This window comes from Kaustia mangrovi (assembly GCF_015482775.1).
In the GTDB taxonomy this organism is placed as follows: domain Bacteria; phylum Pseudomonadota; class Alphaproteobacteria; order Rhizobiales; family Im1; genus Kaustia; species Kaustia mangrovi.
In genome coordinates this window covers 93,705-120,149 of the sequence record NZ_CP058214.1, presented here as the reverse complement: position 1 = coordinate 120,149, position 26,445 = coordinate 93,705, and the positions used below count along the sequence as shown (strand labels likewise).

At 67.1% G+C, this 26,445-nt stretch carries 22 protein-coding genes and 3 pseudogenes; 6 read left to right on the top strand and 19 right to left on the bottom strand.

Annotated features, from left to right (window positions below):
* Window positions 1-201: 201 nt before the first annotated feature.
* Entirely contained in the window at window positions 202-2,199 is a 1,998-nt protein-coding gene (dnaG, locus tag HW532_RS00680) for a DNA primase (RefSeq protein ID WP_246479395.1), read from the bottom strand.
* Window positions 2,200-2,315: 116 nt separating this feature from the next.
* The gene (locus tag HW532_RS00675) at window positions 2,316-2,780 is read right to left on the bottom strand and encodes a GatB/YqeY domain-containing protein (RefSeq protein WP_213162602.1); all 465 of its coding nucleotides are present in this window, start codon (window positions 2,778-2,780) and stop codon (window positions 2,316-2,318) included.
* 281 nt (window positions 2,781-3,061) lie between these two features.
* Between HW532_RS00675 and carA the strand changes: the two genes are divergently transcribed.
* From carA to groL, 3 genes are all read left to right on the top strand, one after another.
* On the top strand, window positions 3,062-4,309 hold the full coding sequence (gene carA, locus HW532_RS00670) for a glutamine-hydrolyzing carbamoyl-phosphate synthase small subunit (RefSeq protein ID WP_213162601.1): 1,248 nt from the start codon (window positions 3,062-3,064) through the stop codon (window positions 4,307-4,309).
* A 330-nt stretch (window positions 4,310-4,639) separates the two neighbouring features.
* On the top strand, window positions 4,640-4,927 hold the full coding sequence (groES, locus tag HW532_RS00665) for a co-chaperone GroES (protein WP_213162600.1): 288 nt from the start codon (window positions 4,640-4,642) through the stop codon (window positions 4,925-4,927).
* Between the two features lie 80 nt (window positions 4,928-5,007).
* Window positions 5,008-6,657, top strand: coding sequence for a chaperonin GroEL (gene groL, locus HW532_RS00660; protein WP_213162599.1), 1,650 nt, complete (start codon window positions 5,008-5,010; stop codon window positions 6,655-6,657).
* 152 nt (window positions 6,658-6,809) lie between these two features.
* Here the strand turns inward: groL and hisG are convergent.
* The 5 genes and pseudogenes from hisG to HW532_RS00635 all read right to left on the bottom strand — a co-directional run.
* Window positions 6,810-7,505: pseudogene (gene hisG / locus HW532_RS00655) on the bottom strand (ATP phosphoribosyltransferase); the annotation flags it as partial.
* Window positions 7,498-8,673 carry an ATP phosphoribosyltransferase regulatory subunit gene (locus HW532_RS00650; protein WP_213162597.1) on the bottom strand — a complete coding sequence of 392 codons (1,176 nt, stop codon included), beginning with the start codon at window positions 8,671-8,673 and terminating at the stop codon, window positions 7,498-7,500. The pseudogene hisG and the gene HW532_RS00650, both read right to left, overlap by 8 nt.
* 8 nt (window positions 8,674-8,681) lie before the next feature.
* On the bottom strand, window positions 8,682-10,181 hold the full coding sequence (hisS, locus tag HW532_RS00645; protein ID WP_213162596.1) for a histidine--tRNA ligase: 1,500 nt from the start codon (window positions 10,179-10,181) through the stop codon (window positions 8,682-8,684).
* 81 nt (window positions 10,182-10,262) lie between these two features.
* Window positions 10,263-10,541 carry an acylphosphatase gene (locus tag HW532_RS00640; RefSeq protein ID WP_213162595.1) on the bottom strand — a complete coding sequence of 93 codons (279 nt, stop codon included), beginning with the start codon at window positions 10,539-10,541 and terminating at the stop codon, window positions 10,263-10,265.
* A gap of 51 nt (window positions 10,542-10,592) precedes the next feature.
* Entirely contained in the window at window positions 10,593-12,614 is a 2,022-nt protein-coding gene (locus tag HW532_RS00635; protein WP_213162594.1) for an acetyl-CoA carboxylase biotin carboxylase subunit, read from the bottom strand.
* Window positions 12,615-12,734: 120 nt separating this feature from the next.
* Between HW532_RS00635 and HW532_RS00630 the strand changes: the two genes are divergently transcribed.
* On the top strand, window positions 12,735-13,718 hold the full coding sequence (locus HW532_RS00630; protein WP_213162593.1) for an adenylate/guanylate cyclase domain-containing protein: 984 nt from the start codon (window positions 12,735-12,737) through the stop codon (window positions 13,716-13,718).
* Window positions 13,715-13,972, top strand: a complete 258-nt coding sequence (locus tag HW532_RS00625) for an adenylate/guanylate cyclase domain-containing protein (protein ID WP_213162592.1) — start codon at window positions 13,715-13,717, stop codon at window positions 13,970-13,972. Before HW532_RS00630 ends, HW532_RS00625 begins: the two co-directional genes overlap by 4 nt.
* A gap of 22 nt (window positions 13,973-13,994) precedes the next feature.
* On the opposite strand, the gene HW532_RS00620 is transcribed toward HW532_RS00625, so the two are convergent.
* From HW532_RS00620 to HW532_RS00580, 9 genes and pseudogenes are all read right to left on the bottom strand, one after another.
* Window positions 13,995-15,050 (bottom strand): MgtC/SapB family protein, encoded by a 1,056-nt coding sequence (locus HW532_RS00620; RefSeq protein ID WP_213162591.1) that lies wholly within the window; start codon window positions 15,048-15,050, stop codon window positions 13,995-13,997.
* The gene (locus HW532_RS00615) at window positions 14,963-15,238 is read right to left on the bottom strand and encodes an MgtC/SapB family protein (protein ID WP_213162590.1); all 276 of its coding nucleotides are present in this window, start codon (window positions 15,236-15,238) and stop codon (window positions 14,963-14,965) included. The genes HW532_RS00620 and HW532_RS00615 overlap by 88 nt, the downstream gene beginning before the upstream one ends.
* A gap of 110 nt (window positions 15,239-15,348) precedes the next feature.
* Window positions 15,349-16,881 (bottom strand): acyl-CoA carboxylase subunit beta, encoded by a 1,533-nt coding sequence (locus HW532_RS00610; protein WP_213162589.1) that lies wholly within the window; start codon window positions 16,879-16,881, stop codon window positions 15,349-15,351.
* Window positions 16,882-16,983: 102 nt separating this feature from the next.
* On the bottom strand, window positions 16,984-17,751 hold the full coding sequence (locus HW532_RS00605; RefSeq protein ID WP_246479393.1) for an ATP12 family chaperone protein: 768 nt from the start codon (window positions 17,749-17,751) through the stop codon (window positions 16,984-16,986).
* On the bottom strand, window positions 17,735-18,445 hold the full coding sequence (locus HW532_RS00600) for an HAD-IA family hydrolase (RefSeq protein WP_213162587.1): 711 nt from the start codon (window positions 18,443-18,445) through the stop codon (window positions 17,735-17,737). Before HW532_RS00600 ends, HW532_RS00605 begins: the two co-directional genes overlap by 17 nt.
* 64 nt (window positions 18,446-18,509) lie before the next feature.
* Window positions 18,510-19,496, bottom strand: a complete 987-nt coding sequence (locus tag HW532_RS00595) for an RluA family pseudouridine synthase (RefSeq protein ID WP_213162586.1) — start codon at window positions 19,494-19,496, stop codon at window positions 18,510-18,512.
* A gap of 44 nt (window positions 19,497-19,540) precedes the next feature.
* A pseudogene (locus HW532_RS00590) lies at window positions 19,541-20,856 on the bottom strand (replication-associated recombination protein A).
* Window positions 20,857-20,871: 15 nt separating this feature from the next.
* Window positions 20,872-22,283 (bottom strand): annotated as a pseudogene (locus HW532_RS00585) (DegQ family serine endoprotease).
* Between the two features lie 58 nt (window positions 22,284-22,341).
* Entirely contained in the window at window positions 22,342-22,812 is a 471-nt protein-coding gene (locus tag HW532_RS00580; RefSeq protein ID WP_213162585.1) for an Lrp/AsnC family transcriptional regulator, read from the bottom strand.
* Window positions 22,813-22,947: 135 nt separating this feature from the next.
* On the opposite strand from HW532_RS00580, the gene HW532_RS00575 reads away from it, so the two are divergent.
* Entirely contained in the window at window positions 22,948-24,183 is a 1,236-nt protein-coding gene (locus tag HW532_RS00575) for a type III PLP-dependent enzyme domain-containing protein (RefSeq protein ID WP_213162584.1), read from the top strand.
* A 70-nt stretch (window positions 24,184-24,253) separates the two neighbouring features.
* Here HW532_RS00575 and HW532_RS00570 read toward each other — a convergent pair whose 3' ends face one another.
* From HW532_RS00570 to HW532_RS00560, 3 genes are all read right to left on the bottom strand, one after another.
* On the bottom strand, window positions 24,254-24,751 hold the full coding sequence (locus HW532_RS00570; protein ID WP_213162583.1) for a GNAT family N-acetyltransferase: 498 nt from the start codon (window positions 24,749-24,751) through the stop codon (window positions 24,254-24,256).
* A gap of 93 nt (window positions 24,752-24,844) precedes the next feature.
* The gene (rplQ, locus tag HW532_RS00565) at window positions 24,845-25,270 is read right to left on the bottom strand and encodes a 50S ribosomal protein L17 (RefSeq protein ID WP_213162582.1); all 426 of its coding nucleotides are present in this window, start codon (window positions 25,268-25,270) and stop codon (window positions 24,845-24,847) included.
* 65 nt (window positions 25,271-25,335) lie between these two features.
* Entirely contained in the window at window positions 25,336-26,355 is a 1,020-nt protein-coding gene (locus HW532_RS00560) for a DNA-directed RNA polymerase subunit alpha (RefSeq protein WP_213162581.1), read from the bottom strand.
* Window positions 26,356-26,445: the final 90 nt, after the last annotated feature.

The following is a 26,445-nucleotide window of genomic DNA, read 5'->3' as shown; positions in this document are numbered from 1 at the left end:
TCTCTCACTCGACGACGCTTTCCGACTACAAAAAGGCGTTCTCGGGTTCCGGCACATGCCGACCCGTCCGCCTGTCCGCCCTATCGTCGTATCGTCGCGTTCCGTGATGGACCCAGTCGATTCGTCCTTACGTTCTAGCCCTAGCCCGCTGGCCTTAACCGGCCTTTAAAATACTGTCCCGGTAGGCGGAGGGTTCCGGCCTCAGCCAACCCCGCCTCCGACGCGCCCCGACGCCGTGCCGAAGCCTTCGATGGAGGCCTCCTCGCCGACGGTCGACCGCATCTGCTCGCGCACCTCGTTGAGATGTGCCAGCGCATCCTGTGTCGGATTTTCCGCAAAAGCGCGTTCCGCCGCGTCCAGTTCCCGTCGCAATGTCACCGATTTCCTGTGCAAAGCAACCATATGACGCCAGGCCGTTATTACGTCATCAAGGGCGGCATCCGCGAAAGCAAACCAATCGCTCCGGTGCGTCAGCCCGGTTTCGAGCCGCGCGAGAGCCTGCTCGAACCCTCTGCGCGAGAGGTGGTCGCGCAACTGCGTCCTGTCAAGGGCTTCCTCGAGAGCCGCGATATCTAGAATTGCCGCGCGCAGCCTGTCAAGCTCGGGCGATTCGAACTCCATCTCCGCAAGCAGCTCGAGGTTCTCGTCCACAAGATGGGGATGGTTGACGAGTGTGAGCACCATCAGCCTCTCGCGCCGCTCGCTGGCCGGCCTCGCCAACGCGGACCGGGCGAACTGGCGAAGCTGATGGCTCGGCCCCAGAGGCAGACGCCCGCCGCCGCCCCGGCCGGACCACGGGCGCTGGCCGCCGCCGGCGAACCGGCCGGACATGCGCCCGTCCATCCGGCCCCGCTCGCCGGCCCGGCCGCCATTGCCGCCGGACAGGCCGCGCCACAGCGTGTTCAGCCGGTTCTTCAGATCCGAACGGTAATGTGTCTGCACCCGGTTGTCGGCGATATGGCCGACGGCCTCGTCGAGTCGGCTCTCGAACGCCGCCCGGCGCTCGGGCGTTGTGAGATCGGCCTGTTCGAGCTCGCGCCGCCAGAGGACGTCGGAGAGCGGTTCGGCGGCCTTGAGCACCGCATCCATCGCCTCGCGCCCGCCGGCGCGCACCAGATCGTCCGGATCCTGGCCTTCCGGCAGAAAGGCGAAGCGCAGCGAATAGCCCGGCCTGACGAGCCCCAGCGCCGTGTCGACGGCACGATAGGCGGCGTGGAGCCCGGCCTCGTCGCCGTCGAAGCACAATATGGGCTCCGGCACCACGCGCCACATGAGGTTGAGCTGGTCGGCGGTGAGCGCCGTGCCGAGCGGGGCGACGGCCTGCGCGATCCCGGCGCGGGCGAGCGCGATCACGTCCATATAGCCCTCGACCGCCATCAGCATGCCCGCCTCGTGGGCAGGCGCGCGCGCCTGGTCGAGATTGTAGAGAACATTGCCCTTGTGAAAGAGCGCGGTTTCCGGGGAGTTGAGATATTTCGCCGGCACCTTGGGATCCATGGCCCGGCCGCCGAAGGCGATCACCCGCCCGCGCCGGTCGCGGATCGGGAACATGATCCGGCCGCGGAACCGGTCGAAGGCGACGGCAATGTCCTCGCCCGTCACCACGAGGCCGGCGGCTGCCATCATCTCCACATCGAAGCCCTGCTCGGCGAGATGGGTCTTGAGCCCGTAGCGCTCGTCGGGCGCAAAGCCGAGGCGGAACTGGCGCGCAAGGCTGCCGGAAACCTCGCGGCGCTCCAGATAGGCGCGCGCGCCCGCCCCTGCCGGCTGGCGCAGGGCGTTCTCGAAGAAGGCGGCCGCGGCCTCCATGACGTCGGCGAGGGAACGACGCTTCTCTTCGCGCGCGCCCTCCTCGCGCGACTGGACCGGCATCGGGAGGCCCGCCTGCTCCGCCAGCCGCTCCACGGCTTCGGGGAAGGACAGCCCCTCCGTCTCGGTGACGAACCTGAAGATGTCTCCGGAGGCCTTGCAGCCGAAACAATGATAGCGCCCCCTGCGGTCGTCGGCATGGAAAGAGGGCGTCTTCTCGTTGTGGAACGGGCAGCATGCCCAGTAGTCGCCGCGCGCGGGCACCGACTTGCGCCGGTCCCACTGCACCTTGCGGCCGACCACTTGCGACAGCGACACCCTCGCCCTGATCTCGTCGAGAAACTGCTCCGAAAAGCGCATAGCCTGACCGCGGATATCCTGTTTGCTCATCCTAGCATGCGCGCGTTCGCGAGCCCATCGAAAGCCCGAGCCTCACGAATGGCAGTGGACCGATTTCGCCCGACACTCTGCGTGGCGTGACGGCGGGGCGATCCGGCGACCTCCCCCTATCCCAGGAGTTCCTTGGCCATGGCGCTGGCCCTGGCGAAATCCATCTGGCCCGCATAGCGCTCCTTCAGGGCGCCCATGACGCGGCCCATATCCTTCAGCCCCTCCGCATCGAGCTCCCCGATGACCGCCTTGACGGCGGCCCTCGCCTCCTCCTCGCCGAGCTGGCGGGGGAGAAACTCCTGGATGACGTCGATCTCGCGCTGCTCGCGCTCGGCCAGCTCGATGCGGCCGGCCTCCTCGTAGATCTGGACCGACTCGCGGCGCTGCTTGACCATCTTGACGAGGATGTCGAGCACCTCGTCGTCGGAGACGCCCTTGACCCGTCCGGCCGTGCGGTTCTGGATGTCGCGATCCTTGATCGCCGCGTTAATCAGCCGCAGCGTGGACACACGGATGCGGTCCTGCGCCTTGACCGCGGTTTTGAGAGCATCGTTGACCTGCTCGCGAAGTGACTGGTTCATCATTCCGATCCTGCGTTCTCAAGACGCTCCAGCGACGGCCCGGCCCGTGCCTGACAACGGCACAGGCCGACCGATCGTTCCGCCCCTTGCGAGGCGCTGCAAAAAGGCGGGTTTTCCCGCCTGTTTCAAGCATCGACGAAAACTTGACCTCGCCCCGCCTGTCTCTTAAGTATCGCGCCGACATGCAGGCTGCACCTTGCCGCCTGCGCCGGACAAGCGCCGGTCGCCTGTCGTCGGGCGGGCGGTGCGAACGGCCACATATCGCGCACGGAGTCAAGCCCATGACCGCCCCGACCTCTCCGTCCGGATCGACCGCGCCCCGGTCCGGATCGTCTTCGACGCGCGCGCCCGTCGCTCATGGCTCCCCCTGGACCGCACCGCGCACGACCGCTCTTCTCGTGCTTGCCGACGGCACCGTGATCGAGGGGCACGGCATCGGCGCCACCGGCGAGGCCATCGGCGAGGTGTGCTTCAACACCGCCATGACCGGCTATGAGGAAATTCTGACCGATCCCTCCTATGCCGGCCAGATCATCACCTTCACCTTCCCGCATATCGGCAATGTCGGCACGAATGACGAGGACCTGGAAGTCTCCAACCTCGCCGCCAGCTCCGGCGTCAGGGGCTGCGTGCTGCGGGAAGCCATTACCGAACCGTCGAACTACCGCGCGAGCCGCCATCTCGACGCCTGGCTCAAGGCGCGCGGCATCATCGGCATCACCGGCGTCGACACGCGGGCGCTGACGGCGCGCATCCGCGAGACCGGCATGCCCAACGCCGTGATCGTCCACGCCCCCGACGGCACGTTCGACACCGGCCGGCTGAAGACGGACGCGGCCGCCTGGCCGGGCCTTGAGGGCATGGACCTCGTGCCCGACGTCACCTCTGCCCAGCGCTACGACTGGACGGAGACGGTCTGGCAGTGGCCCGACGGCTTCGGCGAGCTGGAGGCGCCGCGCTATCACGTCGTCGCCATCGACTACGGGTTGAAGCGCAATATCCTGCGCTGCCTGGCGACCGCCGGCTGCAAGGTGACGGTGGTCCCGGCGCGCACCAGCGCCGAAGACATCCTCGCCATGGAGCCCGACGGCATCTTTCTGTCGAACGGTCCCGGCGACCCCGCGGCCACCGGCGACTACGCCGTGCCGGAGATCGCCAAGCTCGTGGACTCCGGCAAGCCGATCTTCGGCATCTGCCTCGGCCACCAGATGCTGGCGCTGGCGCTCGGCGCACGCACCGTGAAGATGCATCAGGGCCATCACGGCGCCAACCATCCGGTGAAGGACCACACGACCGACAAGGTCGAGATCACCTCCATGAACCACGGCTTCGCCGTCGACCGCGACAGCCTGCCCGACACCGTGGAGGAGACCCATATCTCCCTGTTCGACGGATCGAATTGCGGTATCGCGCTGAAGGACCGGCCGGTCTTTTCCGTGCAGTACCACCCGGAAGCCTCGCCCGGCCCGCAGGACAGTCACTATCTCTTCCGCCGTTTCGTGGAGACCATCGCCGCGACGAAGGGGTGAGGCTCCCGCGAGCCGCCCCGCACCGTGTTCGCCTGCACGACCGCTCCCTTGCGGACGTCATTCCCGCGCAGGCGGGGATGGCAACAGACAGAACAGGCCGGTGCCGTATCCGGATTTCTGCATGGACTCTCGATTTTTTGCATTTTTCCGGCGCGCGCGCATCTTGACAGCCGAATGCCCTCCTCTTATCTCGCCTTCGTTGCTAGCACTCGCTTCCAGTGAGTGCTAACACTGCGGTCGACGCACTCGCGTTGGTCGCTTTTCACGAAAGCAAAGATCAACGTGAACGTTAGGACAAACGGTTCCATTCGTTCAGGGAGAGTTCAGCTCATGAAATTCCGTCCTTTGCATGACAGGGTCGTCGTGCGTCGCATCGAAGAAGACAGCAAGACGGCTGGCGGCATCATCATTCCCGAGACCGCCCAGGAGAAGCCGCAGCAGGGTGAAATCGTCGCGGTCGGCCCCGGCGCGCGCGGCGAAGACGGCAAGGTCGTCAAGCTCGACGTCAAGAAGGGCGACAAGGTTCTGTTCGGCAAGTGGTCGGGCACCGAGGTCAAGATCGACGGCAAGGAGGTCTTGATCATGAAGGAGTCCGACATCATGGGCGTGCTGGAATAGGCTCCTGACGTCGCCACAACGGATTTCCGCGGGCTCCCTCGCCCGCGCCCCATACCCAGTTTCAAGGAAAGAGGATCAACATGGCAGCCAAAGATGTGAGGTTCTCGACGGACGCGCGTGAGAAGATGCTGCGCGGCGTCGACATTCTCGCCAATGCGGTGAAGGTCACCCTCGGCCCGAAGGGCCGCAACGTGGTCATCGAGAAGTCCTTCGGCGCGCCGCGCACGACCAAGGACGGCGTGACGGTCGCCAAGGAAATCGAGCTTGAGGACAAGTTCGAGAACATGGGCGCCCAGATGGTGCGCGAGGTCGCGTCCAAGACCAACGATCTCGCCGGCGACGGCACCACCACGGCGACCGTTCTGGCCCAGGCCATCGTCCGCGAGGGCGCCAAGTCGGTGACCGCCGGCATGAACCCGATGGACCTCAAGCGCGGCATCGAGATCGCCGTGCAGAGCGCCATCGAGGATCTGAAGAAGCTCTCCAAGAAGGTCAAGTCCTCCAACGAGATCTCCCAGGTCGGCACGATCTCGGCCAATGGCGACCGCACGATCGGCGACATGATCTCCGAGGCGATGCAGAAGGTCGGCAATGACGGCGTCATCACGGTCGAGGAAGCCAAGTCCCTCGACACCGAGCTCGACGTCGTGGAAGGCATGCAGTTCGACCGCGGCTACCTCTCCCCCTACTTCGTGACCAATGCGGAGAAGATGGTCGCCGAGCTCGAGGAGCCCTACATCCTGCTCCACGAGAAGAAGCTCTCCAACCTCCAGGCCATGCTGCCGGTGCTCGAGGCGGTCGTGCAGACCGGCAAGCCGCTGCTGATCATTGCCGAGGATGTCGAGGGCGAGGCGCTGGCCACGCTGGTGGTCAACAAGCTGCGCGGTGGCCTCAAGGTCGCGGCCGTCAAGGCGCCGGGCTTCGGCGACCGCCGCAAGGCGATGCTGGAGGACATGGCGATCCTGACCGGTGGCCAGGTGATCTCCGAGGATCTCGGCATCAAGCTGGAGAACGTCACCATCGACATGCTGGGCCGCGCCAAGCGCGTGGGCATCTCCAAGGACGAGACCACGATCGTCGACGGTGCCGGCAAGAAGAAGGACATCGAGGCCCGCGTCGGCCAGATCCGCCAGCAGATCGAGGAGACGACCTCCGACTACGACCGCGAGAAGCTGCAGGAGCGTCTGGCGAAGCTCGCCGGCGGCGTTGCGGTGATCCGCGTCGGCGGTGCGACCGAGATCGAGGTGAAGGAGCGCAAGGACCGCGTCGACGACGCGCTCAATGCGACCCGTGCCGCGGTCGAGGAAGGCATCGTGCCGGGTGGCGGCGTCGCCCTCCTGCGCGCCAAGAAGTCGGTGGAGAAGCTGAAGTCCGACAATGAGGACATTCAGGCCGGCATCAACATCGTCGCGCGTGCCCTGGAGGCCCCGATCCGCCAGATCGTGGAGAATGCCGGTGTGGAAGGCTCCATCGTCGTCGGCAAGCTGCTCGAGACGAAGGGCAATAACGGCTTCGACGCGCAGACCGAGGAATACTGCGATCTCGTCGAGCGCGGCATCATCGACCCGACCAAGGTCGTGCGTGTTGCCCTGCAGGACGCTGCCTCCGTCTCCTCGCTGCTGATCACCACCGAGGCCATGGTGGCGGAGAAGCCGAAGAAGGACGAAGGCGCAGCCCACGCGGCCCCCGATATGGGTGGCATGGGCGGCATGGGTGGCATGGGCTTCTGATCCCACACCCAAGCCTGACCGTTACAGGGCCGTCCGGATTCGTCCGGGCGGCCTTTTTCGTTGTCGTGGCAATCCCCGCGGGACGCGCTGAACGGCAAGCCGACCTGAACGTCTTCGATTGAAGGTTCGTTTGAAAGTCCGCCGATCTAGCCTGCGGCCAGGACCTCGCCGACACGGCGGGCGATCTCGGTGGCGCGCGGATCGGCGAGCGCGGCGCGGTTGGCGGCGAGGACCGCCTGGGAGCGCAGGATGACGCCGTCGTCGAGGATCTTCAGATGGTTCGCCTTGAGCGTCGCGCCGGTCGAGGTGATGTCGACGATCACCTCCGCCGTGCCGGCGGCCGGCGCGCCTTCCGTCGCCCCGAGACTCTCCACGATCCGGTAGCCCCTCACCCCCTTCTCCGCGAAGAAGCGGCGGGTGACGTTAAGATATTTCGTGGCCACGCGCACCCGCCGGCCGTGGCGGGCATGGAAGGCGACAGAGACCTCGTCGAGATCGGCCATGGTCGCGACATCGAGCCAACACTGCGGCACGGCGACGATCACGTCGGCATGGCCGAAGCCCATGTGATGGAGAATATCCACCGCCCCGTCGCGGTCGGCGATGTGCTCGTCGAGGAGATCTTCCCCCGTCACCCCCAAATGAACCGTGCCCTCGCGCAGCATATGGGCAATCTCGGTCGCCGACAGGAAGGCGACCTCCACCCCGTCCACGCCGTTGAGGCGGCCCTGATAGGTGCGCGCCGCGCCGATGCGCTCCACGGCGAGCCCGGCCTTCTCCAGAACGCCCGCCGCCTGCTCCATGAGGCGGCCCTTGCTCGGCAGGGCGACGATCAGGGGCTCAGCCATTGCCATCCTCCACCGCCGCACGCAGCCGCTCCGTATGGATCGCACAGCCGACCGCCGGCACGGAAACCGGGCTTCCGATGCCGCCCATGAGCCCGTCATAGCGCCCGCCGCCGGCCACCGGCACCCAGCCCGTCGCGGCCTTCACCTCGATCTGGAACACGGTGCCCGTATAATATTCGAGATTACGCCCGAACTCCGCGGAGAAGCGGTAATCCGCGCAGGGAAGCCCCCTCTCTCCGGCCAGCGCGAAGCGGCGCGCGAGACTTTCGACCGCCAGCGAGAAAGCCTCGCTGCCGTCGGCACCCAGAGAGCGCATGGCGCCAAGCGCCTCGGCCGGCGCCCCGTCTATCGCGAGATACTGCTCGACAAGTGCGATCTGGGCGGCGGTCAGCGGCGCCTCGCGGCGGTCGCTGGCGCGTTCGTGGAGACGCGTGGCAATCTCTGTGACGCTGCGCCCGCCGACGAGCGGAATGCCCTCCTGCTCGAGAACCTCCTCGACCACCGCTTCGGCCCGCTCCAGCCCGTGGCCGTCGATCGACTCCAGAAGGGGTTCCGCCGGGTCGTGCGTCTCGCCGATCTGGCCCGCCAGCCGCTCCATCAGCGCACGGAACGCCTTCGGCCGCCAGAACTGGTGCTTGAGGCGCGCCCGCCAGCGTGCGGGCATCGGGATCGAGTCGATCAGCGCGTTGAACAGAGCGAGGTCGCCGAGGCGGACGCGATAGCCGCGAAGGCCCGCGGCCTCGACCGCGCCGATGGCGAGCGCCAGCACATCCGCCTCGCAGGCCTCACGGTCGCCGGCGGCGAACCATTCGACGCCGACCTGCACGAACTCCTGCGGGTGCATGCGGTCAGCGCCGCCGGGCTGGTAGCGGAAGGCCGGCCCGCAATAGCAGTAGCGCGCTTCCGCGTCCGGCCGCTCGGCGCGCTCCAGATGGTAGCGGCAGGTCGGCAGCGTGAGGTCCGGCCTCAGGCACAGCTCGCGGCCCGCCGGGTCGGTGAACACGAAGGTTCGCGTGCGGATGTCCTCGCCGGAGCGGTCGAGGAACAGGTCCGCCGGTTGAAGGATGCTCGGCGCGATATGCCTGAACCCCGCCTCCACGAAGCGGGCCAGCATGATCTCGTTCTGCGCATCGAGCGCGGCGCGCTCATCTGCCGTCTTGCCGGGCATGGGTTTCCCTATTGCGCGCCATGGCGGGCAAGAACGTCCCTCACCGCCGAAACCAGCTCATCGGTCTTGACGGAGAATTGCGCGGGCCGCGCGGCGCGCCATTCCTCGCGCTCCTCGATGGTCTCCGACAGCTTCGCGCCTTCGATCAGGTCCTTGATCTGCACCTCGCCATTGGCGAGCTCGTCGTCGCCCTGGATGATCACGCAAGGGGCGCCGCGCCGGTCGGCATATTTCATCTGCGCCTTGAGGCCGCTCGTGCCGAGATACATCTCCGCGCGGATGCCCGCCTCGCGCAGCGCGATGACCATGCGCTGATAGTCGGCAAGGCGTTCGCGGTCCATCACCAGAACCACGACCGGGGCCATCGCCCCTTCCCCCTCGATCTTGCCGAGCGCGACAAGGGCGGAATAAAGCCGCGAGACGCCGACGGAGAAGCCCGTCGCCGGCACGTCCTGACCACGGAAGCGCGCGACCAGATCGTCGTAACGCCCACCGCCGCCGACGGAGCCGAAGCGCGCGATCTCTCCCTCCTCCGTCTCCGCCTCGAAGGTCAGCTCGGCCTCGAAGACGGGACCGGTATAGTAGCCGAGGCCACGCACGACGGAGGGATCGAGGCAGATGCGGTCTGGATCATACCCCGCGGCGGAGAACAGGGTGTCCATCTCGGCGAGCTCCGCGAGCCCCTCGACGCCCTGCGCGCTTCCCGCGACCAGCGGCTCGAGCGCCTTCAGCACGTCAGTCCGGTTCGCGCCGCCAGCCTCCACAAAGGCCATCACCGTATCGATCTGCGCAGCGCCGAGCCCGGCCCCCTTGGTGAAATCGCCACTGTCGTCCTTGCGGCCCGCGCCGAGCAGCAGGCGCACGCCCTCCGTCCCCAGCCGGTCGAGCTTGTCGATGGCGCGCAGGATGGTCAGGCGCTGCATCTCGAACGTCGGATCGGCGGGGTCGAGGCCAATCGTTTCCAGGACGCCGTCGAGAACCTTGCGGTTGTTGACACGGATCACATAGGCGCCGCGCGGAATGCCCAGCGCCTCCAGCGTGTCGGCGGCCATCATGCACACTTCCGCATCCGCCGCGGGAGAGGCCGTCCCCACCGTGTCGGCGTCGAACTGCATGAACTGGCGGAAGCGGCCCGGACCCGGCTTCTCGTTGCGGAACACCCAGCCCGCGCGGTAGCTGCGATAGGGCTTGGGCAGGGCGTCGTAGTTCTCCGCCACATAGCGCGCGAGCGGCGCGGTGAGGTCGTAGCGCAGCGAGAGCCACTGCTCGTCCTCGTCCTGGAAGGAGAACACGCCCTCGTTCGGCCGGTCCTGATCGGGCAGGAACTTGCCCAGCGCCTCGGTATATTCGATGGCCGGCGTCTCGATGGGCTCGAAGCCATAGGATTCGTAGACATGCTCGATGGTCGCGAGCATGCGCTTCATGCCCCTGAGCTCGCCCGCCTCGATATCACGAAATCCCTTGGCAAGCCGCGCCTTGGGCCGCCTGATCTTGGTCTTCTTGCTCATGTGAAGCCGGATGTCGTCCGCCACTGCGTGTGATGTCGTGGTCGGGTTCTACCGGATGGAGCCCGTGGCGGCAAGGCCGGCTCAGGCCGTGGGAAGGACGGAAAAGCCCTCCGGTGCGGCACCGCCCTCCTGGATGATCTCCACGCGCGAGACACGGGCGTCGTAAGGGCCGTCCCCGCAGCGCGCGAGCATCTCCGAAACGCCCGACTCGGCGCCGGAGAACAGCGCCTCCACCGCCCCGTCGCGGCGGTTGCGCACCCAGCCGGACAGGCCGAGCTCGTGGGCGGTCTTTTCCGTCCAGGCCCGGAAATAGACACCCTGGACACGGCCCTCTATGCGGACATGAACCGTGCGGGTCATGGGATCCTCGTCCAACCCGTCAATGTTCCACTGTACCACGAGGCGGAAGGATCACTCGAACTCCATGATGACCTCGTCGACGGCGAGGCTGTCTCCGGGCTTGGCATTGAGCGCCTTGACGATGCCGTCGCGCTCGACCCGCAGCACGTTCTCCATCTTCATCGCCTCGACGATGCACACCGCCTCGCCGGCCTTCACCTCCTGGCCGACCTCCACGTCGATCGAGACGACGAGGCCCGGCATGGGGCAGAGCAGCATCTTGGAGGTGTCCACGCCCGCCCGCTCCGGCATGAGCGCGGCGAGCGCGGCCTCGCGCGGCGTATAGACATGCACCAGCCGCTCCACGCCGGCATGGTAGAGCTTGTAGCCGTTCAGCACATGGCGCAGCTGCATGGTCACGGCGACGCCGTCGACAGTGCCCTGCCAGACCGGCTCGCCCGGGCGCCAGGCCGCGTCCACCGCCTGTGCCGTGATCTCGTTGCCCTCCGCATCGTCGTGGCGCACGCGGACGATACCGCCCTCTTCCTCCTCCAGGAGAACGCGATGCCACTCGTCGCCGATCCGCACCACCCGTTCGCGCGAGAAGGTCACGGTGCGCCCGCCCATCTGGCCGGTGATGAGCCGCTTGCGCTCGTTCGCGACGTGGTCTGCGACCGCGGCGACGGAGACGAACTGGCGCACCAGCGCCTCGTCGACCGGCGCGCCGGCGAAGCCATCGGGATACTCCTCCGCGATGAAGCCGGTCGTGAGATCGCCGCTGATCCAGCGCGGATGACGCATCAGCGCGCCGAGAAAGGCGATATTCGGCTGGATGCCGTCGATATAGAAGGCGTCGAGCGCGCGGGCCATGCGTTCGGTGGCGTGCGCCCGGTCCGGCCCGTGGGTGCACAGCTTGGCGATCATCGGATCGTAATAGACGGAGATCTCGCCGCCCTCGAACACGCCGGTGTCGTTGCGCACGGTGTTGCCCGTTTCGTCCGTGCCCTCCGCCGGCGGCAGGTAGCGCGACAGACGGCCCGTGGAGGGCAGGAAGTTGCGGAACGGATCCTCCGCATAGATGCGGCTCTCGATGGCCCAGCCATCGATTCCGATATCGGACTGCTTGAGGGCGAGCGTCTCGCCGGCGGCCACGCGGATCATCTGCTCCACGAGGTCGACGCCGGTGATGAGCTCGGTCACCGGATGCTCCACCTGGAGCCTGGTGTTCATCTCCAGGAAGTAGAAATTGCGGTCCTGGTCGACGATGAACTCCACCGTGCCGGCGCTCTCGTAGTCCACTGCCTTGGCGAGCGCGATGGCCTGCGCGCCCATCTTGGCGCGCGTCTCCTCGTCGAGGAACGGGCTCGGCGCCTCCTCGATGACCTTCTGGTTGCGCCGCTGAATGGAGCATTCGCGCTCATTGAGGTGGATGACGTTCCCGTGCTTGTCGGCCAGCACCTGGATCTCGATATGACGCGGGCGCTCGATGAACTTCTCGATGAAGACGCGCTCGTCGCCGAAGCTCGACTTCGCTTCCGAGCGGGCACGTTCGAAGCCTTCCTTCAACTCGTCGGCCGAATAGGCGATGCGCATGCCCTTGCCGCCGCCGCCGGCCGAGGCCTTGATCATCACCGGGTAGCCGATATCGCCGGCGATCCGACCGGCCTCGTCCACCGTCTCGATCACATCTGCGTGACCTGGAACGGTGTTCACGCCGGCCTCGTCGGCGAAGCGCTTGGAGGTGATCTTGTCGCCCATCGCCTCGATGGCCTTGATATTGGGGCCGATGAAGGCGATACCTTCCTTGTCGAGCGCGCGTGCGAAGGCTGCGTTTTCCGACAGGAATCCGTATCCCGGATGGACGGCCTCGGCGCCGGTCGCCTTGCAGACCTCTATGATCCTGTCCCCGACAAGGTAGGAGTCCGATGCTGGCGCCGGGCCGATCGGCACCGCCTCGTCGGCTTCGCGCACATGGAGCGCGCGGGCATCGGCTTCGGAGTAGACGGCGACGGTGGCAATCCCCATATTCCGTGCGCTGCGAATGATCCGGCAGGCAATTTCCCCGCGATTTGCAATGAGGATCTTCTTGAACATGGACGGCGCTCTACTCCCCTTGATGCGGCATCGCCGGCATGGGCCAGCGGCGTAGAGACTTTTACCGGCCCTGCGCGTCAGCGTAAACTCCCATGGGGCCGACCGGAGGAACCACGCGAGATGGAAATCTCAGAAGTTGATGTTCAAACGGCCGAGAGCACGCCCTCGCCCATCCTGATCGGCCAGCTGGCCGACTGGCTCATGGAGCAGGCGCTGCGCGACGGCAATCTGAAGGAGATCATCAGCGGTTGCTGTGAGCGCCTCCAGTCCGCTGGCGTCGGCCTCTATCGCTGTTTCCTGGGCTTCTCCATGCTTCACCCGCTCTACCGCGCGGTGGGGTTCACCTGGGTTCGCGGCGAAGGCCTGACGGTGGAGACCTTCCCGCATGTGGCGGAGGGCCTGCCGGACGATTTCAAGCAGAGCCCGTTCCATTACATGCTCGAGCATGACGTGCCCTGCCTGCGCCGGCATCTCGACGCCGACAGCGGCAAGGAGTTCGCCGTGCTGGGCGAGATCCACGAGGCCGGCGGCACCGACTATGTCGCCTTCGCCGTCGGGTTCCATCACACCGACGAGAATCAGGGCATGCTCGGCTCGTGGACGAGCGACCGCCCGACGGGCTTCAGCGAAGGCGAGCTGCGCGCGCTCATCCGCATCCGCGACCGTCTGGGCGTCGCCTGCAAGATGGCGATCCGCTCCAAGCTCGCGCAGAACATCCTCGTGACCTATCTCGGCGCCGATGCCGGGTCGCGCGTCCTGTCCGGCCAGATCAAGCGTGGCGACGGCGAGACCATCCAGGCCGCGATCTGGTATGCGGACCTGCGCAACTCGACGCGCATGGCCGACACGATGAGCCGCCAGGACTTCATCGATACGCTCAACAGCTATTTCGAGACCATCGGCGCGGCGGTGACCGCCGAGCGCGGCGAGATCCTGAGCTTCGTGGGCGACGCCATGCTGGCCATCTTCCCCGCGGACGCCAATGACGGCGGCATGGAGAAGGCCTGCGAGCGGGCCTATGCCGCAGCGCTCGATGCGCGCCGCAGGCTCGCCGGGTCAACACACTGCGCGAGGATCTGGGTCTGCCGACGCTGGACTGCGTGATCGGGCTCCATGTCGGCGATGTCATGTTCGGCAATGTGGGCGCGGAGGACCGGCTGACCTTCTCCGTCTTCGGCGCGGCGGTCAACGAAGTCGTGCGCGTGGAGCATCTGTGCAAGTCGCTGGGCGAGCCGGTTCTCGCAAGCCAGGATTTCACCGCGTGCCTCAAGACCGAATGGCGCCCGCTCGGCAAGCACAACCTCGCCGGCTTCAACCGTCCCGTCGCGGTTTGCGCCCCGGCCCAGGTCGCGGCCTGAACCGGGCGGTCGCGCCGGGCCTTCAGAGCGTCTCGACCAGCCACAGGCCTGCCGCGATACCCGCGATCCCGGCCGCCGCGCCGACCGACAACAGCGCGGCCACCGTCCGCCCGCCCGCAACCATGCCGATGCCGGCCTTGGCGAGTGTGTTCATGGCCACCGCGATCAGGATTCCGAGCATGGGACCGCCAGAGCGCGCGAGCGTCAGGGTGATAGCGTCGACATCGAGGATCCCCGAGATCGCCGACAGCACGTAGATGCCCGTCTGGCCGAACTCCCGCTTGAGCCAGGCCGCAAGGATGAAGACGACGGCGAGCAGTACGCCGAATCTCAGCACCATGCCGAACTCGAAGGGGTTCTTGAGCACCATCTCCTGGGCATCCCTGTCCATCGCCTGGAAGTCGCGCTGCAGCAGCACGGCCGCAACGGCGCCCGTGGCGAGCGCGCCCAGGGCGAGCGGCGGGCCGATCTCGACCAGCATGGCCGGCGAGAACAGGCCGACCAGCACCGCGACTCGGCCATACATGACGAGATTGGCGAGCAGCGCCGCCCCGGAGAGGGAGCGCTTGCGGTTGGCCACCGTCTTGGCGAGGCGTGCAAAATGGAGCGTGGCCGCGGTGGAGGAGGCAAGACCGCCGGCCACCGCGGCGAGCAGCAGGCCATAGCGCTCTCCCATGACCTTGATCGCCACATAGCCGACGAACGAGACCGCCGCGATCAGGATGGTGAGTAGCCAGAGGTCGTAAGGGTTGACGCCGAGCGGTTCGATCTCGCGGTCCGGCAGGATCGGCAGCAGGATGAAGACCATGGCGAGCAGGATGAGGCTCGCCCGGAGCTCGCGCCAGGAGAGCTTCTGGACCCATTCGTGCAGCACGCCCTTGACCGCGAGGAGCCCGGTCGTCGCCACCGCCGCGGCTGCCGCAGCCGCCTGGTTGCCGACGAGGGCATAGGCGCCGAGCGCGAAGTCCAGCATGGCCGCGACCACGGTCGTCATGCCATAGAGCTCGGCCTGACGGACCCCGCGCAGCCTGAACACGATGAAGGCCCCGGCGAAGGCGGCAAACCCCACCGCCGGCACGAGCGCACCGACCTCCTGGCCGACAGCCGCCAGAACGCCCCCAGAAGGCCGATGAGCGCGAAGGTGCGGATACCCGCGACGCGCCGGCCTTCCGCCAGTTCGCGCTCCTTCCAGCCGCGCTCCACGCCGATCAGGAGCCCGATGGCGAGCGCAAGCGCCAGACGCTGAAACAGTTCCACGGCATCCATGGTCGCTCGGTCCTGTCCGTGCCCTGCCTCGGGCCGCCATCATCGGCGGTCAGCCCCCATGATGGCGACAAGGATGCGTTCGCGCAAAGGGTGCGGGATGGCGGGGCGGGCTACAATGGAATGTTGTCGTGCTTCTTCCAGGGGTTCTGCTGCGTCTTGGTACGCAGCATGTCGAGCGCGCGCGACAGCCGGCGCCGCGTGGAATGGGGCAGGATCACCTCGTCGATATAGCCGCGCTCGGCCGCGACGAAGGGATTTGCGAACCGGGTCTCGTATTCGGCGATGCGCTGGGCGATCCGGTCCTTGTCGCCGAGTTCGGAGCGATAGAGGATCTCCGCCGCCCCCTTCGGCCCCATCACGGCGATTTCCGCCGACGGCCAGGCATAGTTCACGTCGCCGCGAATATGCTTCGACGACATCACGTCATAGGCACCGCCATAGGCCTTGCGCGTGATGACCGTCACCTTCGGGACGGTGGCCTCTGCATAGGCGAAGAGCAGCTTCGCACCGTGCTTGATCAGCCCGCCATATTCCTGCGCCGTGCCTGGCAGGAAGCCCGGCACATCGACGAAGGTGACCACCGGAATGGAGAAACAGTCGCAGAAGCGCACGAAGCGGGCCGCCTTGCGCGAGGCGTCCGCGTCGAGAACGCCAGCAAGCACCATGGGCTGGTTGGCGACGAAGCCCACCGTGCGGCCCTCCACGCGGCCGAAGCCCGTTATGATGTTCTTGGCGTAAGAGCCCTGGATCTCGAAGAAATCCCCCTCGTCCACGACCTTCAGGATCAGTTCCTTCATGTCGTAGGGTTGGTTCGGGTTCTCCGGCACCAGCGTGTCGAGCGACATTTCCATGCGATCCGGGTCGTCGAAGCTCGGAATCTCGGGAACCGGCTCCGTGTTGGAGGCCGGCAGGAAATCGATGAAGCGGCGGATCTGGAGCAGCGCGTCGACATCGTTGTCGAAGGCCGCGTCCGCGACCGACGACTTGGTGGTGTGGACGCTCGCCCCGCCGAGCTCCTCCGCCGTCACCGTCTCGTTGGTCACCGTCTTCACCACGTCCGGCCCGGTGACGAACATATAGGAGGTGTCGCGTACCATGAAGATGAAGTCCGTCATGGCCGGCGAATAGACGTCGCCGCCGGCGCACGGCCCCATGATGACAGAGATCTGCGGGACGACGCCGGACGCCATCACGTTACGCAGGAACACCTCGCCATAGCCACCGAGCGCAGCGACACCCTCCTGGATGCGCGCACCGCCGGCGTCGAACAGGCCGATCACGGGCGCGCGGTTGGTGAGCGCCATGTCCTGGATCTTGGTGATCTTGCGGGCATGGGTCTCCGACAGCGACCCGCCGAAGACGGTGAAGTCCTTGGCGAAGACATAGACGGTGCGGCCGTTCACCGTGCCCCATCCCGTCACGACGCCGTCGCCCGGGATCTTGGTTTCGTCCATGGAGAAGTCGGTGCAGCGGTGCTCGACGAACATGTCGAACTCCTCGAACGAGCCGTCGTCGAGCAGAAGCTCCAGCCGCTCGCGCGCTGTCAGCTTGCCGCGCTCGTGCTGGGCGGCGATGCGCTTCTCGCCACCGCCGAGCCGCGCCACTGCGCGCCGCTGTTCCAACTCCTTGATGACGTCGGTCACGAAACCGCCTCCCCTCGTTGCTTCAACTCGCGAAACCGCCTCAAGCCGTCTTTACCACCGCGCGCACGGGAGGCAAAGGCTTCCCCGGATCGCCACTCACCCTCAGCCTTCCGCCAGGAGCGCCAACAGGCGCGCCGCGGCATCGAACTCCACCTGGCGCGCCGCGCGGCGCGCCTCGGCCTCCGCATCGCGGCCCCACAGGCCGATCTGCCAGTCCTCGTCGACATGGGCCGCCGCCCATGCCTCATCCGGCGCGATCTCGCCGGCTTCCAGCGCGAGTGCGACGATGGCGGAGCCCGTGAGCGTCGTCGCATTGTGGATCGAGGTGAGCGTGAAGGCGTCCCTTGCCATGAGATGATCGCGCACCGCCTGGAGCGAGGCGTCCGGCTGCGGCTGGTGGACGATGCCGACGGTCGCCACGAACCGGGCGCCGATGGCGCGCGCGCCCCAGCTCAGAAGCGGGTCCCAGACCGCGTTCTGCCGCTCCACGAGCCCATCCGGCGCGTCCGCCCGGTAGCACAAAAGGTCCGTGCCGGCATAGTCGGCGATCTCGCCTACGATACGGCCCGGGTCGGGTGCGACGCGGTCGAGCGCGGTATTGGCAAGCCGCGTCAGCGGCATCGCCGCGGGATCGATCGTCTCGCCCTGCGCGTCCCATTCCCCGGCCACCGCATCGGCGAGCGCGCGCGAGGGCATGTCGAGCCGGTTCTTCAGGGGCGTGCGCACGGGGCGGCCGTCGAGCGTCAGGCGATAGCCGCCCTCGCCCTCCTCGACCGCAACGGTCTTGTAGAACCGCTTCGGCAGCGGCCGCTCGAACCGGTCTCTCGCAAGCCGGTTCAGGTCCGGTCCGTTCTCAGGCAATCCGCTCATCCTGCCGCTCCGGCGTCCCATACGGCCACATCGCATCAAGATATGGCGGCAACTCGTTGAAATGTCCAAGAATATGGCCCGCCCCTGCCTGATGCAACGTGTCGGCGGGCTGGAACCCCCAGGCCACGCCGACACCCCTGGCGCCGGCCGCGCGTGCCATCTGCATGTCGAAGACGGAATCGCCAAGAAAGACGGTGTTCGCCGGCTCCACGCCGACCGATGCCATCGCCTGCTCCACCATGGCTGGATGCGGCTTCGACGGCGCGTCGTCCGCCGTCTGCACCGTCATGAAGAGCGATGCGAAGCCCTGCTGCTCGAACAGCCGCTCGACGCCGCGGCGCGACTTTCCGGTGGCGATGCCGAGCACGGTGTCCGGCCGGGCGGCCAGCGTCTCGAGCGCGGCCTTCGCGCCCTCGAACAATGTCTCCGGGTGATCGCCCGTGCGGAGCAGATCGGTGAAAGCGTCGCGATAGGCCTCGACCAGGCGGCGGTGCATCTCCTCGGCTTCGTCGGGCAGGAGCACCGTCATCGCCTCGTAAAGCGACAGGCCCACAATGCCAAGCGTCGCATCCGTCTCGGGCGGCTCGAGCCCCAGCGCGGCGAAGGCACCGTCCATGGAGGCCACGATCAGCGACCGGCTGTCGACCAGCGTTCCGTCGACATCGAATATGACGAGCTTCGGCTCGTGTTCCATCTGAAGCGTCGTTCCTCGGTCAGATTTGCGCGCCCGACCTATAGCACTGCTGGGCGCCCCCGCGCTACACGTCCTCGAACGCCTCGAAGGGGTCGGGCTCGTCGGCGGCGGAGAAGCCGAAATAGGCGAAGCTGTCGCGCATGTGCCCGGCGAGATCGGCAACGAGTTCCAGCTGCCCGCCATCCGGGTGCGGCAGGCGGAGCCCGCGGGCATGGAGATGCATGCGCGCCGCCAGATCGTCGGCGATGAAGGCCGCCTCCCCGCCATATTTGCCGTCGCCGAGGATCGGGTAGCCAATAGCCGCCATATGGGCGCGAAGCTGATGCGTGCGCCCGGTCAGCGGACGCATGGCGACCCATGAGGCCTTCATGCCGGCCTGCGCGACGACCCGGTAGTCGGTGCGCGCGGCCTGAACGCCCTCCTCGCGGGGATCGTCGGCGGGAACCACGCGCTGCTCACCCGCCCTCCCCGCCTTCTTCAGGGCGAGCTCGATGTGGCCGGCGCGCGGCTTTGGCACGCCACGCACCAGAGCCCAGTAGACCTTCACCGTATCGCGCGACTTGAAGGCCCGGCCGAGCGCGGCCGCCGCCTTGCGCGTGCGCGCCAGCACGAGCACGCCGCTCGTGTCGCGGTCGAGCCGATGGACGAGGCGCGGGCGCTCGCCCCCGAAAGCCAGCGCGTCGAGCATGGCATCGAGATGGCGTTCCGTCTTGGTGCCGCCCTGCACGGCGAGCCCTGCGGGCTTGTTGAGGGCGATCACGGAGGCATCCCTGTGGATGACGAGCCCGCGCACCATCTCCGCATCGCGCTGCGACACGCCGCGGCGCTCGCGCGGTGCTTCGTCGAGCCCGAGCGGCGGCACGCGCACGGACTGACCGGCCTCCACCCGCGCGCCGGGCTTGGCGCGCGCGCCGTCGAGCCGGACCTGCCCGGTGCGCAGCAGCTTCTGCAGCGCGCCGTGGCCGAGCGCGGGGTAGCGCGCCTTGAACCAGCGGTCGAGCCGCATGCCGTCCTCCGACGACGTGACCTCTACAATTTCAACGCCTGCCATGATCCGGTGCCCGCAAGACCTCGTTCAAAATCGCTATTGGCTTCTCACTTTTCGTCCTGGCGGCGCTCGCGCAAGCGCGACCAGTAATCGAGCCGCTTGCGGATCTCGCGCTCGAAGCCCCTCTCGGGCGGGTCGTAATAAGTCTCCCGGCCCATCTCCTCGGGGAAATAATTCTGGCCGGAAAAGGCGTCCGGCGCGTCGTGGTCGTAGTCGTAGCCCTTGCCGTAGCCCTGCTCGCCCATCAGCTTGGTGGGCGCGTTCAGGATATGCATGGGCGGCGACAGGGACCCCGTTTCCTTCGCCCGCCTCATGGCCGCCTTGAAGGCCTTGTAGGCGGCGTTCGACTTCGGCGCCGTCGCCAGATAGACCGTCACCTGCGCAAGGCCGAGCTCGCCCTCCGGGCTGCCGAGAAAGTCGTAGAGATCCTTCGCCGCGTTGGCCTGAACCACCGCCTGCGGATCGGCGAGCCCGATATCCTCCACCGCCATGCGCACGAGCCGGCGCGCAATATAGAGCGGATCCTCGCCGGCGGTAAGCATCCGCGCGAGATAGTAGAGCGCGGCGTCCGGATCCGACCCACGCACGCATTTATGCAGCGCGGAGATGAGATTGTAGTGCCCGTCGCGCCCCTTGTCGTAGACGGGTGCGCGCTTGTGGACCAGATCGGACAATGTCTGGGGGTGAGTACCGTGTCCTCGGCGCCGACGGCACTGAGGATCTCCTCCGCCATGTTGAGGAGATAGCGGCCGTCGCCGTCGGCCATGGCGAGCAGCGTGGCGCGCGCGTCCTCATCCAGCGGCAGCGGGCGGCCCTCGCTCGCCTCGGCGCGCTCGAGCAGCGTTCCAAGCGCGGCCTCGTCGAGCCGCTTCAGGGTGAGCACCTGGGCGCGCGAGAGCAGCGCGGCATTGAGCTCGAAGGACGGGTTCTCCGTCGTCGCGCCGATGAGCGTGACCGTGCCGTCCTCGACCACCGGCAGGAAGCTGTCCTGCTGGGTGCGGTTGAAGCGGTGGATCTCGTCGACGAACAGCAGCGTGCCCTGCCCCTGCTCGCGGCGCGCCCGGGCCGCCTCGAACACCTTCTTCAGGTCCTGGACGCCGGAGAAGATCGCCGACATCTGGACAAAGACGAGATCGGCGTCGCGAGCGAGCAGCCGGGCGATGGTCGTCTTGCCCGTGCCGGGCGGTCCCCACAGCACGATGGAGCCGAGCCGGCCGGAGCGCAGCATCCGCGTCAGCGTGCCGTCGGGGCCCACCAGATGGTCCTGCCCCACGACGTCGCCGAGCGTCTCCGGGCGCAGCCTGTCGGCGAGCGGGCGCGGCGCACCCGCCTCAAGCCCCGCCGCCTCGAAAAGAGTGCTCATTGCCTGTCCGTCCCGTCAGCCGCCGATCGTGGTCTTGATCACGCGGCCCTTGCGCCTGATGGAGAATTGCCACCGCCGGGCGTCCTCGTCGACGGCAGCCAGCATGTCGTCCACGCGCTCGATCTTGCGGTCGTTGATCTCCAGTACGATGTCGCCCTTCTTGAAACCCACGCGCCGGGCGGGCCCGCCGGCGATATCGATCACCGCGACCCCTTCCGAATCCGAAGAGAGCCGCAGCTCGTCGGCGAGCGCCGGCGAGAGATTGGCGACGACCAGGCCGGAGAAGGGGTGCGTCCGCGGATCGTCGTTTCCTTGCGCGGCGTGCTCTCCGGCGGGCTGATGAGCGCGATCTCCGCCTCGTACCTCTCGCCGCCGCGCCAGTAGGACAGCTCCGCCGTGCCGCCGACGGATTTGGTCGCGAACCGGAAGGTCAGTTCCTTCGGCCCATCGATCTCGCGTCCGTCCAGCGCCAGCACGACATCGCCGCGCTTCAGGCCCGCCGCGACGAGCGGGCTGTCCTCGTGCAGGCTGCGCACGAGCGCGCCGAGCGGCCGGTCGAGGCCGAGCGAATCGGCGATGTCCTGCGTGACCGGCTGAAGCTCCGCGCCGAGCCACGGGCGCACCACATCGCCGCCGCTCCTGGCGGACTCCACGATGACCCGCACCATATTGGCCGGGATCGCGAAGCCGATGCCGTTGGACCCGCCCGAGCGCGAATAGATCGCGGTGTTGATGCCGACGAGCCGGCCCTTCATGTCGACCAGCGCGCCGCCCGAATTGCCCGGATTGATCGCCGCGTCCGTCTGGATGAAGAACTGGTAGTCGCTGATGCCGCGGGCGGTGCGCGCGAGCGCGGAGACGATGCCGCTCGTCACCGTCTGCCCGACGCCGAAAGGATTGCCGATGGCGAGCACAAGATCGCCCACGGCGAGCGTGTCGGAATCGCCGAAGGTGACATGCGGCAGCGCCTCGCCGTCGGTGTCGAGCTTGAGCACGGCAAGGTCGGTGCGCTCGTCGGTGAGCAGCACCTTCGCCTCGAACTCGCGCCGGTCGTTCAGCACCACGAGGATCTCCGTGTCTCGCCCGCCGACCACGTGGTTGTTGGTCACCACGAGCCCGTCCTTCGACACCAGCACACCGGAGCCCAGGGAGCGCGCGACCCGCTCGCGCGGCAGGCCGAAGAAGCCGTCGCCGAAGAAGCGGTTGAAGAAGGGGTCGTCGAAGAAGGGGTGCGCCTTCCGGCGGACGACCCGCTTGGTATAGACGTTCACCACCGCCGGCGCCGTGCGCTCGACCACGGGCGCAAAGGACAGCTGGATTTCGGCCTGATTATCCGGCACCGCGCGTGTCTGCGCCGCCGCCGGCAACAGGGCGGCAAGGGACAGGACACAGGCGGCCGCAATGACGGTCAGGGGCACGAGCCTCATAACACCTCCTCGGGGCGGAATGGCGGGAACAGCGCGGACATCGACGACATGCCGGCCATCAGGCGCTTGCAACGCCGGCCAGCCCGTCGCCCGCAACGCGCCTGTCGAGCTTGGTGGACAGGATAACAGCCGATTCTGTCCGCGTAACGCCGGCAATGAGGCCGATATCGTCGAGCACGCGGTCCATGTCCTCCGCCGAGCGCGTGCGCACCAGGGCGACCATGTCGAACTTGCCGCTGACCGTGTGGATCGATTCGACCTGCACGAAGCGGCCGAGCCGCTGGGCGACCTCGACGGCGCGTCCGGGCTCGGCGGAGATCGTCACGAAGGCGCGCAGGCCGGACATCTCGAACCCGGCCCCGATCTTCAGGGCATAGCCCGCGATGATGCCCCTCTCCTCAAGCCTGCGCAAACGATCCTGGACAGTGGACCGCGATACCCCCATCTTGCGCGCCAGGCTGGAGACCGGCTCGCGCGCATTGCTCTTGAGCAGGCTGATGAGTTCCTCGTCCTTGTCTGTAATCACCATCGTCATTTTGCCGCGGTTATCGTCAATGTGATGGATATCACATCGATTTGTGCTATTTCAGCGTCTTTCTGTCGCCCCTGATTGCGGGCATCGTCCCGCGACGGCTCAGCCAGGGACGGATCGAGGGTGGAAGACATGCATCACACGACAGCTTCTCAGGCCATGACCTGCCGGTCTTCGGGCGATGCAGGCCACCTGCCCGCCCCCGGACCGCAGGCCGTCTTCGCGGACGCCGCGGAGGTCGCAGCCCGGCTCGGCCCCGACCGGCCGCTCTTCTGCTTCGCACCCGCCGTGCTCGCCAATACGGTCGAGACCTTCATCGCATCCTTTCCCGGCGATGTCAGCTATGCGGTCAAGGCCAATCCCGACGAGCGGGTGATCGCGATCATGGCGGAGGCCGGACTCACGCTGTTCGATGTCGCCTCCACCGCCGAGATGGCGCTCGTCCGCCGCCTCGTGCCGGGCGCCCGCCTCAACTACCACAATCCGATCAAGTCGGATGCCGAGATCGCCTCCGCCTATCGCGATTTCGGCGTGCGCCGCTTCTCCGTCGACCATGGCCGCGAGCTCGCCAAGGTGGCCCGGATCGCCGCCGGCGACCGCGATGTGGAGATCGCCGTGCGCTTCCGGCTCGCCACCAACCAGGGCGCGCTTCAGGATTTCTCCTCCAAGTTCGGCGCGCCGCCGGAGGAGGCCCAGGTGCTGCTTGCCGAGGCCGCGGCACTCGGCTTCCGGCCGGTCCTCACCTTCCACCCCGGCTCCCAGTGCATCAATCCGGAGGCCTATGGCGAGCATATCGCCGTTGCCGCGGAAATCGCGCGCAGGGCCGATGTGGAGATCGCCACGCTCAATGTCGGCGGCGGCTTCCCCGCCGGCTACACCGCCATGGCCGTGCCGCCGCTCACCGCCTATTGCGCGACCATTGCCGATATGGTGGCGGAGGCCTTCGGCGGACAGGCCCCGCATCTGGAATGCGAGCCGGGCCGCGCGCTCGTCGCCGATGCGGTCTCGCTGCTCGCCCGCGTGAAGCTCGTCAAGCCGGACAGCCGGGAGGTCTATCTCAATGACGGGGTCTATGGCGCGCTGATGGAGTTCAGCCAGTGCCCCCGCCTCCTGCCGCCCATGCGCGTCCTCGGCCATGACGGCAGCACGCGCGCGGGCGCCATGTGCGGCTTCACGGTCTACGGGCCGACCTGCGACCCGATCGACCGCCTGCCCGGCCTCATCGAGCTGCCGGAGGACATCTGCGAGAACGATTATGTCGAGTTCGGGCTCATCGGCGCCTATGGCGCAGCGAGCGCGACACGGTTCAACGGCTATGGCGACATTGCGACGGTGACGGTGAAACGCACGCTGACGGCGGCTGGATAGACCGGCTGGCGTCGCTGGGTGTCACGGGCGGCGTGACACCCGCCTTCCATCCGGAACCGCCCGCGCCTGTTCACGCGGCGTCGAATGCCGGATGGAACCGGACCTCTCCCCTCGGCACCGTCCGGCCAAGGACCAGTCGTTGGAGATACTCAGCGGGAACGTCGCCACAGCGCAGCGCCGGATCGCTAATGAAGCCGAAGCGTCCGTAGTAATCCGGATCGCCCACCAGCACGCACCCCCGGGCGTTCATCCGCCTGAGACACGCCAGGCCTTCGCGGATAAGCGCCTGGCCGATCCCCTGCCGCTGGAGCTCGGGCAGGACGCAAACCGGGCCAAGCCCGTACCAGCCGTTCCCCTCGCCATCGATTGTCACGGGCGAGAAGGCGACATGGCCGACAACGGTGCCATCGCGAACGGCCACCAGCGAAACGCTCAACGCATTCGCCCGCCTCAAACCGTCAATGATCGCCGCTTCGGTCTGGCGGCTATGGGGATGGTCCCTGAACGCGACCCTCGCGATCTCCCGGATCGCCTCGACGTCCCCAGAGCGTTCCGGCCGGATCTCCATTGGACTTTCCCGATATTCGCCGGGCATTACCCTGCACATACGAAAACGGGCCCCGAAGGGCCCGCTCGAACTCCAGAAGGTATCGTGGACACGTCAGGCGGCCGCCTCGACACTCTCCTCGGCGACCTCGACGGGACCGGAATCCTGGCCCCGGGCCGACGGATCGCGGTCGACAAACTCGATCACGGCCATCGGCGCGGAATCGCCGTGGCGAAAACCGGCCTTGAGCACGCGGGTATAACCGCCCTTGCGGTCCTGATAGCGGGGCCCCAGCGTCTCGAACAGCTTGGAGACCATGGCGACATCGCGGATCTGGGAGATCGCCTGGCGGCGCGCATGCAGGTCGCCACGCTTGCTGAGCGTGATCAGCTTCTCCACGATGGGGCGAAGCTCCTTGGCCTTGGGCAGCGTCGTGACGATCTGCTCGTGCTTGATGAGGGCCGCAGCCATATTGGCGAACATGGCCTTGCGGTGGCTGGCGGTCCGGTTGAGCTTGCGCCCCCGATTGTGATGTCGCATCACTCGCTCCTTACGGGATCGGCGGACCGGTCGGGGCGAGGCCCCGCCGGCCGGTCAAACGTTGTTCAGTACTGGTTCTCGTACTTCTTGGCCAGCTCCTCGATATTCTCGGGCGGCCAGTTCGGAACCTCCATGCCGAGATGCAGGCCCATCTGCGCCAGCACCTCCTTGATCTCGTTCAGCGACTTGCGGCCGAAATTCGGCGTGCGCAGCATCTCCGCCTCGGTCTTCTGAATGAGATCGCCGATATAGACGATATTGTCGTTCTTCAGGCAGTTGGCCGAACGCACCGACAGCTCCAGCTCGTCCACCTTCTTCAGGAGCGCGGCGTTGAACGGCAGCTCGGCGGCCTGCTTGTCCTCCTCGACGACCTTGGTCGGCTCCTCGAAATTGATGAAGATCTGGAGCTGGTCCTGCAGGATGCGCGCGGCATAGGCCACTGCGTCGTCCGGCTTGACGGACCCGTCCGTCTCCACCGTCATGGTGAGCTTGTCATAGTCGAGGATCTGGCCCTCGCGGGTGTTCTCCACCCGGTAGGAGACCCGCTTGACGGGGCTGTAGAGGCTGTCCACCGGGATGAGACCGATGGGCGCGTCCTCCGGCCGGTTGCGGTCGGCGGCGACATAGCCCTTGCCGGTGTCGACGGTGAACTCCATGCGGATCTCGGCATCCTCGTCGAGCGTGCAGATCACATGCTCGGGATTGAGAATCTCCACATCGGCGATCTCCTCGATGTCGCCGGCGGTGACCACGCCCGGCCCCTCCTTCTTCAGGAGCAGGCGCTTGGGGCCCTCCGCATGCATGGCAAGCGCGATTTCCTTGATGTTGAGGACGATGTCGGTCACGTCCTCGCGCACGCCGGCAATCGAGGAGAACTCGTGGAGAACGCCGTCGATCTGCACCGAGGTGACGGCCGCGCCCTGCAGCGACGACAGGAGCACCCGCCTCAGCGCATTGCCAAGGGTGAGACCGAAGCCACGCTCGAGCGGCTCGGCCACCACCACGGCGACCCGCTTGGGATCGCGCCCTGGCGTGATATCGAGCTTGTTCGGCTTGATCAGATCCTGCCAGTTCTTGTGAATCACGTTTCGAACCCTCGTTCGCTAGTTCCCAAACGACCGGCCCGCAAGAAATGCGGCCGGCCATTCGCGACGTCTCTTATGCCGGTGCGCCCT

Coding starts and splice junctions, on each gene's coding strand:
- dnaG (WP_246479395.1), bottom strand. CDS start 2,199: ATGAGCAAACAGGATATCCGCGGTCAGGCTATGCGCTTTTCGGAGCAG.
- HW532_RS00675 (WP_213162602.1), bottom strand. CDS start 2,780: ATGAACCAGTCACTTCGCGAGCAGGTCAACGATGCTCTCAAAACCGCG.
- carA (WP_213162601.1), top strand. CDS start 3,062: ATGACCGCCCCGACCTCTCCGTCCGGATCGACCGCGCCCCGGTCCGGA.
- groES (WP_213162600.1), top strand. CDS start 4,640: ATGAAATTCCGTCCTTTGCATGACAGGGTCGTCGTGCGTCGCATCGAA.
- groL (WP_213162599.1), top strand. CDS start 5,008: ATGGCAGCCAAAGATGTGAGGTTCTCGACGGACGCGCGTGAGAAGATG.
- HW532_RS00650 (WP_213162597.1), bottom strand. CDS start 8,673: ATGCCCGGCAAGACGGCAGATGAGCGCGCCGCGCTCGATGCGCAGAAC.
- hisS (WP_213162596.1), bottom strand. CDS start 10,181: ATGAGCAAGAAGACCAAGATCAGGCGGCCCAAGGCGCGGCTTGCCAAG.
- HW532_RS00640 (WP_213162595.1), bottom strand. CDS start 10,541: ATGACCCGCACGGTTCATGTCCGCATAGAGGGCCGTGTCCAGGGTGTC.
- HW532_RS00635 (WP_213162594.1), bottom strand. CDS start 12,614: ATGTTCAAGAAGATCCTCATTGCAAATCGCGGGGAAATTGCCTGCCGG.
- HW532_RS00630 (WP_213162593.1), top strand. CDS start 12,735: ATGGAAATCTCAGAAGTTGATGTTCAAACGGCCGAGAGCACGCCCTCG.
- HW532_RS00615 (WP_213162590.1), bottom strand. CDS start 15,238: ATGGATGCCGTGGAACTGTTTCAGCGTCTGGCGCTTGCGCTCGCCATC.
- HW532_RS00605 (WP_246479393.1), bottom strand. CDS start 17,751: ATGAGCGGATTGCCTGAGAACGGACCGGACCTGAACCGGCTTGCGAGA.
- HW532_RS00600 (WP_213162587.1), bottom strand. CDS start 18,445: ATGGAACACGAGCCGAAGCTCGTCATATTCGATGTCGACGGAACGCTG.
- HW532_RS00595 (WP_213162586.1), bottom strand. CDS start 19,496: ATGGCAGGCGTTGAAATTGTAGAGGTCACGTCGTCGGAGGACGGCATG.
- HW532_RS00580 (WP_213162585.1), bottom strand. CDS start 22,812: ATGGTGATTACAGACAAGGACGAGGAACTCATCAGCCTGCTCAAGAGC.
- HW532_RS00575 (WP_213162584.1), top strand. CDS start 22,948: ATGCATCACACGACAGCTTCTCAGGCCATGACCTGCCGGTCTTCGGGC.
- HW532_RS00570 (WP_213162583.1), bottom strand. CDS start 24,751: ATGGAGATCCGGCCGGAACGCTCTGGGGACGTCGAGGCGATCCGGGAG.
- rplQ (WP_213162582.1), bottom strand. CDS start 25,270: ATGCGACATCACAATCGGGGGCGCAAGCTCAACCGGACCGCCAGCCAC.